Annotated in this window: 12 protein-coding genes; 5 read left to right on the forward strand and 7 right to left on the reverse strand. The window is 31.9% G+C overall.

Annotation, left to right across the window (positions count from 1 at the left end; translation table 11 throughout):
• Window positions 1-152: 152 nt before the first annotated feature.
• The 3 genes from LQ675_RS02290 to LQ675_RS02300 are packed head-to-tail and all read right to left on the reverse strand — an operon-like array spanning window position 153 to window position 3,442.
• Window positions 153-1,715 (reverse strand): peptide chain release factor 3, encoded by a 1,563-nt coding sequence (locus LQ675_RS02290; protein WP_239726648.1) that lies wholly within the window; start codon window positions 1,713-1,715, stop codon window positions 153-155.
• A gap of 13 nt (window positions 1,716-1,728) precedes the next feature.
• Entirely contained in the window at window positions 1,729-1,968 is a 240-nt protein-coding gene (locus tag LQ675_RS02295; protein WP_025905650.1) for a YueH family protein, read from the reverse strand.
• Window positions 1,958-3,442: a UDP-N-acetylmuramoyl-L-alanyl-D-glutamate--L-lysine ligase gene (locus LQ675_RS02300; RefSeq protein WP_078355611.1), complete on the reverse strand. Its 1,485-nt coding sequence runs from the start codon at window positions 3,440-3,442 to the stop codon at window positions 1,958-1,960. The genes LQ675_RS02295 and LQ675_RS02300 overlap by 11 nt, the downstream gene beginning before the upstream one ends.
• 127 nt (window positions 3,443-3,569) lie before the next feature.
• Between LQ675_RS02300 and LQ675_RS02305 the strand changes: the two genes are divergently transcribed.
• From LQ675_RS02305 to ltaA, 4 genes are all read left to right on the forward strand, one after another.
• Entirely contained in the window at window positions 3,570-4,292 is a 723-nt protein-coding gene (locus LQ675_RS02305) for an ABC transporter ATP-binding protein (RefSeq protein ID WP_058592502.1), read from the forward strand.
• Window positions 4,285-5,418 carry an ABC transporter permease gene (locus LQ675_RS02310; protein ID WP_119469765.1) on the forward strand — a complete coding sequence of 378 codons (1,134 nt, stop codon included), beginning with the start codon at window positions 4,285-4,287 and terminating at the stop codon, window positions 5,416-5,418. The genes LQ675_RS02305 and LQ675_RS02310 overlap by 8 nt, the downstream gene beginning before the upstream one ends.
• 170 nt (window positions 5,419-5,588) lie before the next feature.
• Window positions 5,589-6,764 carry a diglucosyl diacylglycerol synthase gene (locus tag LQ675_RS02315; RefSeq protein WP_239726646.1) on the forward strand — a complete coding sequence of 392 codons (1,176 nt, stop codon included), beginning with the start codon at window positions 5,589-5,591 and terminating at the stop codon, window positions 6,762-6,764.
• Window positions 6,742-7,938 carry a lipoteichoic acid biosynthesis MFS flippase LtaA gene (gene ltaA, locus LQ675_RS02320; protein WP_119469820.1) on the forward strand — a complete coding sequence of 399 codons (1,197 nt, stop codon included), beginning with the start codon at window positions 6,742-6,744 and terminating at the stop codon, window positions 7,936-7,938. Before LQ675_RS02315 ends, ltaA begins: the two co-directional genes overlap by 23 nt.
• 69 nt (window positions 7,939-8,007) lie before the next feature.
• Here ltaA and LQ675_RS02325 read toward each other — a convergent pair whose 3' ends face one another.
• From LQ675_RS02325 to LQ675_RS02335, 3 genes are all read right to left on the reverse strand, one after another.
• Window positions 8,008-8,514, reverse strand: coding sequence for a YjcG family protein (locus tag LQ675_RS02325; protein WP_048542024.1), 507 nt, complete (start codon window positions 8,512-8,514; stop codon window positions 8,008-8,010).
• A 35-nt stretch (window positions 8,515-8,549) separates the two neighbouring features.
• Complete coding sequence (locus LQ675_RS02330) at window positions 8,550-9,299, reverse strand: esterase family protein (protein ID WP_078355608.1); 750 nt, start codon at window positions 9,297-9,299, stop codon at window positions 8,550-8,552.
• Window positions 9,300-9,377: 78 nt separating this feature from the next.
• A complete protein-coding gene (locus LQ675_RS02335; RefSeq protein ID WP_078355969.1) occupies window positions 9,378-10,943 on the reverse strand; it encodes an alanine/glycine:cation symporter family protein in 1,566 nt (521 codons plus the stop codon).
• A gap of 367 nt (window positions 10,944-11,310) precedes the next feature.
• Here LQ675_RS02335 and LQ675_RS02340 point away from each other — a divergent pair, with 367 nt between their 5' ends.
• On the forward strand, window positions 11,311-12,423 hold the full coding sequence (locus LQ675_RS02340; protein WP_048542020.1) for an AI-2E family transporter: 1,113 nt from the start codon (window positions 11,311-11,313) through the stop codon (window positions 12,421-12,423).
• Between the two features lie 196 nt (window positions 12,424-12,619).
• Here LQ675_RS02340 and fabI read toward each other — a convergent pair whose 3' ends face one another.
• Window positions 12,620-13,393 (reverse strand): enoyl-ACP reductase FabI, encoded by a 774-nt coding sequence (gene fabI, locus LQ675_RS02345; RefSeq protein WP_106417841.1) that lies wholly within the window; start codon window positions 13,391-13,393, stop codon window positions 12,620-12,622.
• Window positions 13,394-13,532: the final 139 nt, after the last annotated feature.

Genomic DNA, 13,532 nt, shown 5'->3' on the forward strand with positions numbered 1-13,532 from the left:
CACTTAACATTTATATGATGTCCATATTACCGGAAACTTACGTTTCGTAATGACGATAATATGCTAGAATTTTTAAGTTCTAAAGTTACTCCCCTTCGACAAAGTCGTAGGTCTATTTAGTTTTACTTAATTATTATACAATGTTTTGTTCATTATAACAAACTAAATAATTTAATTTCTGGGAATTTATCTTCAAACCATCTAGTTGCAAATTCATTTTCAAACAAGAATACATATTGATCATATCGGTCTTTAACTAATATAGATCGACTTGAATTCATATTGTCCGTAATATCTTTTTCATTTTTAATCCATCTTGCTATTTTCTTACCAACTTGTTCCATAACAACATCAACATTATATTCATTTTTCATACGATGCTCGAACACTTCAAATTGTAATTGTCCAACTGCACCCAATATGATTTGATTCGTGTGCAAAGTTTTATAAAGTTGAATCGCTCCTTCTTGAACTAATTGTTCAATCCCTTTATGGAAATGCTTTTGTTTCATGACATTTTTAGCGCTAACTTTCATAAATATTTCAGGGGTAAATTGAGGTAAGGATTCAAAATGGAATTTTTGATTTCCGCCTACAAGCGTGTCACCAATTTGATAATTTCCAGTGTCATATAACCCTATAATATCACCACTAACAGCATGGTTTACAGTTTGTGTATCATCTGCCATAAATGAAGTTGAACGTGTGATTTTTTGTTTTTTCTTATTACGTTGAAGTGTAACATCCATGCCTCTTTCGAATGCACCACTCACGACTCTCATAAATGCGATTCTATCTCTATGTCTTGGATCCATGTTAGCTTGTATCTTAAAGATAAATCCTGAGAAGTCTGGATCGAACGGATCAACAACATCTCCTTCTTCAGTCTTGCGGCCACTTGGCATTGGCGCATAATCAACATACGCATTAAGGAAATTTTGAACACCGAAATTCGCTAATGCTGAGCCGAAAAATACCGGTGTTAACTCTCCAGCTAACAATAATTCTTCATCAAATTGTTCACCGACTTCATCTACAAGCATTAACTCATCGATTGCCTGTGCAAATTGTGAATCATTTTTGATTGGATGATCTTCTTCTAATTCATAGTCGTCATTTAAATGTAAGATATTCTCTTCATCTCTGAATGGCTCAATTGTCTTATCGGATCTATCGATAATTCCAAAGAAATTCTGTCCCATTCCAATTGGCCAATTCATAGGATAAGTTTCAATTTCTAATGTTTTCTCAATTTCTTCTAAAAGTTCAAAAGGCTCTTTACCCATTCTGTCTAATTTGTTAATAAATGTAAAAATAGGAATACCTCTCATTTTACATACTTTAAACAATTTCAACGTTTGCGGTTCGATACCTTTCGCACAGTCAATAACCATTACAGCACTATCTACAGCCATTAATGTTCTATACGTATCTTCAGAAAAGTCTTCATGTCCTGGTGTATCTAATATATTTATGTTGTAATGATCATAATCAAATTGCATAACTGAACTTGTAACAGAAATACCACGTTCTTGTTCTACTTTCATCCAGTCACTTGTCGCAAACTTCCCTGTCTTTTTACCTTTAACGGTACCTGCTTGTCTAATCGCACCACCAAAAAGTAATAATTTTTCAGTCAATGTTGTTTTACCAGCATCTGGGTGGGATATTATCGCAAATGTCTTTCTACTTTCTACTTCTTGTTTAATCGTCACAATTCATTTCTCCTTATAATTCGGATGTCCATTGGCTAATTCTATTTGCTAATTCATTTGCTTCATCTTCATCAAGTACATTAAACAAATGCAAGTACAAATGCTCAATTAAAGATTCTCCGTATAAATCGTAATCTACTTCAATAGACCAAAATAAATCCGGAATCGAAATCACAAAATATTCTTCTTTTTTATTTTCATATATATAAACTTTACAATTTAAGTTTTGCGAATGACTTTCTCTAATCTTCACTTGGCTTTCCTCCATATTTTTCATATGCTGCCTCTAAACCGATTAAATCATCTCTATGAGGCACTTTAATATGTCCAGGCATGATTTGATATGGTTCTCTCCCTTTAGATGCGAGAACAACTGTATCACCTGGCTCAGAAATTTCTATTGCATGTTTAATGCCTTCTGCTCTATCTTCAAATTCTACATAATTATTATGTGTCGCTCCTTTAGCTAATTCTGCTGTTAACATTTTAGGATCATCATTTGCAGGATTATCTGGCGTAAATATCACATAATCTGCTCGACAACTTATTTTACCCATTTCTGGTGTTTTTGTTAAGTCTCTTTCTCCTGCCATGCCAACTAAGAATATTAATTTTTGTTTTACAAATGGTTTCACTGCATCTATTAATTTATCCATTCCATCTGGTGTATGTGCATAATCAATAATTAAATCTATTGGTAAGTTTCTATCTAATACTTCTAAACGCCCTTCAACTGCAGGCATATTTCCAACTGCTTTAGTAATATCGTTTAATTCATAACCTTGTGCCCACAAACCTATAATGCTCGCTAATAAATTAAGGACATTAAATTTACCTAAATAAGGTGACTGTACCTTGTAAGAACCAAATGGTGTTACAAGTGTAAAGCGCACACCCCTTATAGATTCTTCTATATCTTTAGCCATAAAATCCGCTTCGTTATCAATGCCATATGTAAATATTTCGTACGGTGATACAGGTATTAATTCTTTTATAAATGGATCATCTGCATTCAATATGACATATTTGTCTTTTCTGTAGTCTTGACCTAATTGGCTAAATAATAATGATTTAGCATGTCCGTAAGCTTCCATCGTACCATGAAAATCTAAATGATCTTGTGTTAAATTTGAAAAAATAGCGATATCAAATTCTAACCCTCGAAGTCTACCGATAACTAACCCGTGACTTGAGACTTCAAATGTCATACTCTCACATTCTTTATCAACCGCTTCAACGATATGTTTCGTTAAAGTAACGGTTTCTGGAGTTGTATTGACACCTTTTGTAACTGTTTCATTAATTTGAAAACCGTTTGTTCCTAAATATGCACTATTTTTACCTAAACCTCTCGTTAAATGATGAATCATTGTCGCAATTGTCGTCTTACCATTTGTACCAGTTACGCCAATTGTCGTTAATTTTTGACTAGGAAAATCAAATAATACATGACTAAAGATACTTGCCACTTTCAATGTATCCTTAACCACAATTAATAATACCTCATCATTTAATTCTACATAACGATCACTCACAATGACACTACATCCTTGCTCAACCACATTCGGTATAAATTTATGACTATCTACCGTATATCCTTTTGATGCCACAAATATAGAGCTTTCTTGAGCATTTCTTGAATCTGTCGTAATATCATGAACTTCTTGGTCAATTTGACCGTAAGTTTGTTTAATTTTTATTTTATTTAATAACGTTTTAACATTCATCGTTATTGCTCCTTTATTTTCAATAGGTTTATTATACACTTTCTTATGTTGATTTTATAGCTTAGACTATAACTATAAACAATTATAAAATAAGTGAGCGTTTACTTTTAAATAAAGGGGTGCTTTTATGATTAATATTCAATCCATATCCAAATCTTATGGAAAAGCAGTTATTTTAAAAGATGTAACAACTCAATTTGAACCTGGTTTAATAACAGGTTTAATTGGCCCATCAGGTGCAGGCAAGACGACTTTAATCAAATGTATTTTAGGCATGACAACTATGGATTCTGGTACAATTACGATCAATGGCAATCGTATTCCTAACAGAGAAATTTTAAGGTCTATTGGTTACATGTCTCAAAGTGATGCTTTATTTGATGATTTAACAGCTGTTGAAAATTTGAAATTCTTTGCGAAATTATATATTCATAAAGCACTTAAATTAGATATCAACGAACAAATCGAACGCACGCTGGAAATTGTCAACTTAACACACGAAAAACATAAAAAAGTTAAAGCATTTTCTGGAGGTATGAAACGCAGATTATCTCTTGCAATTAGTATGATTCAAAATCCAGACATATTGATTTTAGATGAGCCAACAGTTGGCATCGACCCTAGATTAAGAAAATCAATATGGAATGATTTGTTTCAATTTAGAGATGAAGGCAAGACAATTCTTATTACAACACATGTATTAGATGAGGCTGATAAATGTGATCGTTTATTACTAATGAGAGAAGGCCAAATTATTTCTTATGGTACGCCAAATGAAATTAAATCAACATATAACGTAAATACGATTGAAGATGTCTTCCTAGCGTTAGGAGATGGTGCACATGATTAATATTGCCACGCGAATTTTCAAACAAGTCATAAGAGATAAACGTACCCTTATGCTCTTACTCGTTGCACCGTTATTAATAATGACGTTGATTTATTTTTTATTTAACTATTCAGATGAGTCAACTGATCTAAAAGTGGGTACATATCAAGTAAACGCTCAAATCATTTCAACCCTCAAAAACCAAGATATTAGCATTCAGACTTATTCAAATCAACTAGATTTAAAACATAAATTTAAAGCTGATCATTTAGACGGTTTTCTATCATTAGACGATAACAAACTAAATATTACTTACGAAAATACTGATCCAAGCAAAACGAGTCAATTTAAGTTAACCATCAATAAATTGATCATCATGCAAAGCACAAAACAATTGTCATCTGTCGTTAATCAACAAGGGAAAATCTTTCAGTCTATAACTCAACAACTACCAAAAGCCGAAAAGTCTCAAGTTTCGGCTAAATACCCAAATCATATAACAAAGTTAGATGCCAAAGAGTATTATTTACATGGTGATAAAGATACAAATTATTTTGATACTATAAGTCCTATTTTAATCGCATTTTTCGTATTCTTCTTTACATTCTTAATTTCAGGTATTTCATTACTCAAAGAAAGAACATCTGGAACTTTAGAAAGAACATTATCATCACCTATTAAAAAACATGAAATTATTTTAGGTTATATAATAGGTTATGGTACATTTGCCATCATACAAACAACTTTGATTGTTTTATATGCTATTTATGTATTACAAATGGTTACTGAAGGCAACATATTATTAGTATTTATTACGAATGTACTCGTGTCATTTATAGCACTTACACTTGGTTTATTGTTATCGACATTCGCATCATCAGAATTTCAAATGATTCAATTTATTCCTTTAGTTGTGATTCCTCAAGTCTTTTTTGCAGGAATCATACCAGTGGAAAGCATGCATAAAGTACTCGTATATATCGCACATATCATGCCGTTATATTATGCAGGTGATACCATTCAAAATGTTATGTTAAGAGGCTATCACTTATCAGATATTTATATGAATTGGATAATACTATTAGGTATATTCTTCTTACTGTTAGTATTAAATATGATTGGTATGAATCGATACAGAAAAGTTTAACCAAATCACATGCATAATCACGTATAATTTGTTAAATATCTCCAACTAAAACATTGATATAGTATAAAGTTTTTATATTAATTTTGTAATTATATGCAATATCTTTTCACAAAATAGCTAAAATGCGTTAAACTATCATAGAAATTAAATACAAATACGGAGTGTGGCTAATGGTTTCTCAAAACAAAAAATTATTGATTATTACAGGTTCTTTCGGTAATGGTCATCTACAAGTTACGAATAGTATTGTGAAACAATTTGGTGAAATGAATTTAAATCATTTAACTGTTATTGAGCATGATTTATTTTTGGAAGCACACCCTATTATGACTTCAATTGCGAAACAATGGTATATAAACAGCTTTAAGTATTTCAGAAATATGTATAAGTTCTTCTACTATAGTAGACCTGAACAAATTGATAAATGTTTCTACAAATACTATGGATTAAATAAATTATTGAATTTACTTATAAAAGAAAAGCCTGATTTGATTTTGTTAACTTTTCCGACACCAGTTGTATCAGTTTTAACGGAACAATTCAATTTAAATATACCTATTGCTACAGTTATGACAGACTATCGTTTACACAAGAACTGGGTAACACCACACTCAAATAGATACTATGTAGCAACGAAAGATTTGAAAAATGAAATTGAATCTATCGGTGTAGAAAGCGATGCAATCAAAGTAACAGGCATACCTATTTCTAAACAATTTGAGCAACCAATCGATCGATATCACTGGTTAACGAAACACAAACTAGATCCAGACAAGAAAGTAATTTTAATGTCTGCTGGTGCTTTCGGTGTATCAACAGGTTTCTCAACTATGATTAGTAAAATAGATATGTATGCTAAAGACACTCAAGTTGTCATGATATGTGGTAATAGTAAAAGCTTGAAAAATGAACTTAGACATCATTTTAAAGATAATGATAATGTGCTGATACTCGGCTATACGAAACATATGAATGAATGGATGGCATCTAGCCAACTTATGATTACTAAACCAGGTGGTATCACTATTTCAGAGGCGTTCTCTAGACATTTACCACTTATATTCTTAAATCCAGCACCTGGACAAGAGTTAGAAAATGCTGAGTATTTTAGTCAAAAAGGATACGGTAAAATAGCACACACGCCAGAAGAAGCGACTAAACTCGTTATTTCACTCATGAATCAACCATCTAGACTTAAAGAAATGACACAACTACTAGAAGAAAATTATATTGAAAAATCAACAGAAAATATTTGCAAAGACTTACTTTCATTATTAAGTGATTCACTTTCTTATAATGAAGTTTATGGAAAGGTTCCTATGTATGCCAAATACTTCATCAGATAAAACATTTCACAAAAAAGATTTTCGGTTAATGCTCATCATATTATTTATGATGGAATTTGCGAGAGGAATGTACATTTTAAGTTATTTACCAATTCTACCAACAACCACTGCTAAAGTGACTGTTGGTATTACTTCTTTAGCTATTTCTTTACACTTTATTAGTGATGCATTAACGAATTTCGTAATAGGTTTTCTTCTAAAACGATTTGGTCCAACAGTTATATTAACGTGTGGATTTATATTAGCATTTACGAGTTTAGCACTCATTATTTTCATACCATCACCTATCGTATTTATTTTAAGTGCCATATTATTAGGTATCGCAGTTAGTCCAATTTGGGTCATTATGTTATCCAGTGTTGACGAAGTATCTAGAGGTAAACAAATGGGATATGTTTATTTCAGTTGGTTAGTTGGATTATTATCAGGTATGATTTTCATGAATTTACTATTTAAACTACATCCTACGAGATTTACATTTATGATGGCTTTATGTGTACTTGTTGCATGGATATTATTCTATTTTGTTAAAGTACAGCTCACAAATTACGAAAGTAAATCTGTTAAAAAACAACTACGTGAAATCGTACAAGTAACAAGAAGACATTTATTGCTATTTCCAGGTATCTTTTTACAAGGATCTGCAATCGGCATGCTTGTCCCTATATTGCCAACATACGCAACAAAACATATGGGTGTTACGACACTAGAATATACACTTTTACTCATTGTTGGCGGTATTGGATGTACCATTTCGATGTTATTCTTTTCTAAATTGATGGACAAACATTCTAAAGCATTTACACACCTTGTGATTTTTATAGGATTTTTAGCATATAGCTCATTTATATTTGGATTAACCGTATTAACACAATTATTTATCGTTCTATTGATTGCTTTACTCATTGGTACGATTTATGGGCTACTCTTACCAGCATGGAACACATTTATGGCTGGTCAAATTCATAATAAAGTGCAAGAAGAAACATGGGGTGTCTTCAATAGTGTTCAAGGATTTGGAACAATGATTGGCCCCGTATTAGGTGGGTTAATATCTGAAGTATTTAGAGATGTATATTATACAATTTATGCTTCAAGTATTATGTTCTTATTCTTAGCATTATTCTACGGCACATTCTTTATTATAAATTATAGAAAAAGAAAATCAGCATAAAATAAAAGGAAGCAGAAGGGATTAAATTAATACCTTCTGCTTCCTTTTTTATATAAGATAAATTGAAATTTATCCTAAAGTATATGAAGCTTCTTCAGACCAAGTTTCGTCTTCATTTTGCTTCATAAGTTTAATTGTATCAATTGTTTCTGAATGATCTATACCAGCCATTCTTACTTGACCATAAATATCTTCAAATTCTTGGCTTGAAAGCCCTTGTGCAATTGTAAAGTGTGGTACGAATGGATGTGTACTCTCACCATAGAATGCTTCATTATTAAATTTACTAAATAAAGATTCTAATTCATCCGTTTTAGTCACTTTAAAATAAATAACGTTTTTAGTAGGTGCAAAGCTAGATGCCTTAGACACTTGAATATTTAATGGTTCAAATTCCTTAGCTGTTGTTTCTAATTGTGATTTCACTTCATTTAATTTACTATCTTCAATTTCAAATTTCTCTTTAATTGTAATATGCGGTGCAATTAACGCATAGTGTTTGTCATATCTCTTACGATATGCATTCACTTTTTCTTGGAATGGTTTAGACGGAATAAGTACGATGCCTAATTTCATAATGATACTTCCTCCTTTGTTTTTCTACATTATTATTATATCAAATTTTTTTGATTTTGATGACTTAAAAAGTAACTTAACATATTTGGTAATTCAGGCTTCCATGTTTTCCATGTATGTCCACCATCTAATTCAGTGTATTCATATGTTAAATCTTCCTGTTTAACTCGTTCACTGAATGATCGATTCGGTGTTAAAAAGTCTGCCATATCTCCACTAATAAGTTTGAAAGAATCTTCTTCTTTACCTATATAATGTTTGATTGTTAATAGATGTTTAGATGAGCAATTATTAAATGCTTCTATTACTGTATCGTTGATTAGTGGACTGAACAGTCCTGCTTGACTAAAATGATGCGGGTATTCTAAACATGTCATTAAAGCGATACTTGCTGCTAGACTATCGCCTAGTAACATTCTTGCATTACCTACTTTCAAAGTTGAGAATGTTTTATCAATATAAGGACATAGCTCTTTCACCACAAATTGTGACGTTTCTTTTCGATATTCTCCATCGGGATGAAATTCTGTTCTTCTCTTATCTACATCTTCATAGTGAACACCGACAATAATTGCCCTTTCTATCTCATCATTTGTTCTTAATTTCTCGTATGCCCGATGAATTTGACCAAATTGGAAAAAGTCCCTACCGTCAAATGTAATAATCACATGATGTTTATATAGATCTGTATAGTCTTTAGGTAAGTAAATTGAGATTGTCACTTCCCTTTTCAAAAATTTACTTTCAAGTTTTATTTGGTCAACAAGACCTATTTTTTTATCCATAAAGAACGCTCCCAACTGTACATATAATTTTATTGTACAGTAGAGAGCGTATATTTGAAAGCGTTTGATATTGTTTAATTATTTATCATCCAAGTTATATTCTTTTAAACGTTTAGGATAATCTTCATGCCAGAATTTTGCTGTTGGCACTTCATCTGGTTCTGGTCTATATATCGCATAATAACCTGACCCTTTTTGTTTTTTCTGAATTTCAAAGTCACGTAATGCTCTTAAGGCTGGTTTATGGAGTATCCAAATTGCAATGATATTTAACCATGCCATCATACCTACACCTAAGTCACCCATTGCCCACGCTACATCAGCTGTTTTAACACATCCGTATATTGTAGCACCTATGAGAACTAACCGTACTAATATAATCCATATCTTCTGTTTATCGGACGGTATGATATAACTTACGTTAGTCTCTGCGATATAGTAATATGCCAGTATCGTTGTAAATGCGAAGAAGAACAATGCTAACGCAATAAAGTAAGAACCGAAACCTGAGTATGCTGGATCAAACGTGTAGTTGTCTCCAGAGAATGCTTTATCAATCCCTGCTTGAGCATACATCGCTGTACCTGATACGTCCTTACTACCATCTGGACCTTGAACATAAATACCATTGTCTTGAATTAAATGTGGCGAACCATCTTTATTTGTTCCACCGTCTGTCGTATTAAATGTACCTGACATTAAAATCATTAATGCTGTTGCTGTACATACTAATAAAGTATCTACATAAACTGAGAATGCTTGTACAAGTCCTTGTTTAGCTGGATGTGATACTTCTGCAGCTGCAGCAGCATGTGGTCCAGTACCTTGACCTGCTTCGTTTGAATAAAGTCCTCGTTTAACACCAATTTCAATCATCGCACCGAAAATCCCACCAAAAGCAGCTTCTACACCAAATGCAGATTTGAAAATTAATGCGATTAAACCTGGAACTGCTTCAATATTTAATATAATAATAACAACTGCTAAACCTATGTAAACAATAGCCATAAAAGGTACAACGGCTGTCGCAACATTTGCAATTGCTTTGATACCACCGAAAATGATAAGTGCTAATAATACAGCTAATACTATAGCAATAACCCAAGGATTTAATCCAAATGCATTTTTCATTGAAGAGGCAATGGCATTTGATTGAACACCCGGAAGCAATAGACCTACAGATAGTACTGTAACAAGTGCAAATATAATTGCATATATTTTACCAGCTTTACCTTTTATACCTGATTCTATGTAGTATGCTGGTCCACCACGATATTGACCATTTATTTCTCTTTTATAAATTTGACCAAGTGTTGATTCGATAAATGCCGAACTCGCACCTAGAAATGCTGTAGCCCACATCCAGAATACTGCACCAGGACCACCGATAAAGATTGCTGTTGAAACACCAACAATATTACCTGTACCAACACGACCTGCTAATGATACTGCAATTGCTTGGAAAGAAGAAATACCAGTTGGTGACTTTTCCCCTTGAAACATTAAACGAATCATTTCTTTAAAGTGCCTGACTTGGAAGAACCTCATCATAAATGAAAATAAAACACCAGTCAGTAAAAGACCATACACTAACGCTTTACTCCATACAATCTCATTCGCAAAGCTAACAATAGATTCCATAATTAATCTCCCCTTTGTTGTAAGCCTTAAGATAACTTCATGTTCAGAAAATTTTGAAATTACCTTGTTATGATTATACCATGTATAAATACACAATCAATATTTTTTTGAAATGCTCTTAACACAAATTGTAAGCGCTTACTATATTGTTAAAAAAGCTTTTTAGAAATAGTAAGTATAAATGCACACAAATTCATATATTCACAAATACGTTATAATTATTCTAATCCGTACAACTTAAAATAATATATAAAAATATAAACTTTTAAACATTACACGAATTCTAGAAACTATTTTATTTATCATTGTTAATTCTGTAATTTCGCTTATAATATAAAAGTATGAGAAAGTTTGATAAGGAGGACTTCTATTGTTAAATAAAGCATGGTTTCGTACAGGAATAGCTATTCTCCTTACGTTTCTAATTATAAAAATCTTTATGGAAATAAATGAAATATTTTATCCAATCATCATTATCGTAAAATCCATATTACTACCATTATTATTAGGTGGATTCTTATTCTATATTTGTTTACCTTTTCAAAAAATGTTAGAGAAAAGAAAAGTACCCAGATGGGGAAGTATTTCGATCATCATCGTTGCATTAATACTGATTGTTGTATTATTTATCTCAATCATTGCACCAGTTCTAACAAATCAAATTAATAATTTAATCAAGAATATTCCCTATATACAACGTGAAATTCAGCATGTTGTAGATTATGCTTTACAACAAAGAGATCGATTACCAGAAAATATATCACAAAAAATTAATGATTCAATCGAAAGTATAAGCGGTATCGTAACAGATATGTTAACAAACCTATTTAGTTATATATCATCATTTGTTTCAACAATGTTCTTATTAATCTTAGTGCCTTTCTTCTTAATATATATGTTAAAAGATCACGAAAGATTTATTCCATTTATAGCTAGACCTTTCAAAGGTCGTACAAAATGGTTTGTCGTTAATTTAAGTAAAGACATTAATCAAACATTGCAATCATATATACAAGGTCAAGTTACAGTTAGTGTTATATTAGGTGTACTATTGTACTTAGGTTATACATTTGTAGGTTTGGATTATGCATTACTTTTAGCTTTATTGGCACTCATCACAAACATGATTCCATTCCTAGGACCATGGTTAGCATTTATACCAGCAGCAACAATCGCACTCATACAAGATCCTATGATGCTCGTTTGGGTAAGTATTATCACATTAATTTGTCAGCAACTTGAAGGGAACGTGATTACACCAAACATTATGGGTAAATCATTAAACATTCACCCACTTACAATCATTACTGTTATATTAGCTGCAGGTAATTTAGGCGGTTTCGTAGCTATCTTAATAGCCGTACCAACATACGCAGTACTTAAGACAATCGTTCGAAATGTATACACACATAGACAATCTATTAGTTCAAGTGCGAACCGTACAGTTGAAGACGATCCAATACATGATAACAACTTAAAATAAACAAAAAACTGAAACCAATGCGGTTTCAGTTTTTTGTTTGGTGTGGAAGATATGTAGTGTATGTAATTATGGCCGCTCTAAGTTACAATTCCGCCAAGTTTTGTTAATATAGACGTCCTTAGTTAAAATTCCCCACCTTTTTGTCACTACATATACAAAAAACCAACAAAATCATAGATTTTGTTGGTTCTCTAAATTATCTTACAACATGGTAACCTGAGTCTACATGAATATTCTCACCTGTTACACCGCTTGAGTAGTCACTTAATAGATAAGCTGCTGTTTTACCTACTTCTATAATATCTACATTACGTTTTAATGGTGAACGTTCTTCAATTTCTTTAAGGATCGCATTGAATCCACCTACACCTTTTGCACTTAATGTACGGATTGGACCTGCAGAGATAGCATTTACTCGAATGTTATCTTCTCCTAAGTCACGTGCTAAATATTTAACGTTTGCTTCTAAACTTGCTTTAGCTACACCCATTACATTGTAGTTAGGTACTGCATATTCTCCGCCTAAATAAGTTGTTGCAACGATGCTGCCACCTTCTGGCATTAATTTTTTAGCTTCTCTTGCAACGATTGTTAATGAATAAGAACTAATATCTTGTGCTAATAAGAAACCTTCACGAGATGTATCAGTAAATCTTCCTCTTAAGTCTTCCATATTAGCAAAAGCGATTGAATGGTAAACACCATCTATATAACCAAATTTTTCTCCAATTTGTTCAAAAGCATTTACAACGTGATCGTCTTTTTGAACATCACATTCAAAAATATGTTGTCCTTTTTGATTTTTTAATTCTTCAAATAATTTAACAAGTTGATCTTTACTACGTTCTTTTCTGTATGTGAATACTAAGTTAGCACCTAGTTCGTCTAACACTTTAGCTACACCAAAGCCAATACTTCTTTTGTTCGCAATACCCATGATTACATATGTTTTACCTTCTAAATTAAACATTCACTATACTCCTTTAATATGTATATTATACTAAACATTCACTCGTTATAATAACACTGGTCAGACCACCTGACAAGCATTATACTTTTATTTTATATTGAATAAAAAGTAAAAATGAGGTCTATACTACAACCTCATT

The sequence above is a fragment of the Mammaliicoccus sp. D-M19 genome (assembly GCF_022386695.1).
GTDB classification, from domain to species: domain Bacteria; phylum Bacillota; class Bacilli; order Staphylococcales; family Staphylococcaceae; genus Mammaliicoccus; species Mammaliicoccus sciuri.

Coding starts and splice junctions, on each gene's coding strand:
- LQ675_RS02305 (WP_058592502.1), top strand. CDS start 3,570: ATGATTAATATTCAATCCATATCCAAATCTTATGGAAAAGCAGTTATT.
- LQ675_RS02310 (WP_119469765.1), top strand. CDS start 4,285: ATGATTAATATTGCCACGCGAATTTTCAAACAAGTCATAAGAGATAAA.
- LQ675_RS02315 (WP_239726646.1), top strand. CDS start 5,589: ATGGTTTCTCAAAACAAAAAATTATTGATTATTACAGGTTCTTTCGGT.
- ltaA (WP_119469820.1), top strand. CDS start 6,742: ATGCCAAATACTTCATCAGATAAAACATTTCACAAAAAAGATTTTCGG.
- fabI (WP_106417841.1), bottom strand. CDS start 13,393: ATGTTTAATTTAGAAGGTAAAACATATGTAATCATGGGTATTGCGAAC.
- LQ675_RS02330 (WP_078355608.1), bottom strand. CDS start 9,299: ATGGATAAAAAAATAGGTCTTGTTGACCAAATAAAACTTGAAAGTAAA.
- LQ675_RS02300 (WP_078355611.1), bottom strand. CDS start 3,442: ATGAATGTTAAAACGTTATTAAATAAAATAAAAATTAAACAAACTTAC.
- LQ675_RS02325 (WP_048542024.1), bottom strand. CDS start 8,514: ATGAAATTAGGCATCGTACTTATTCCGTCTAAACCATTCCAAGAAAAA.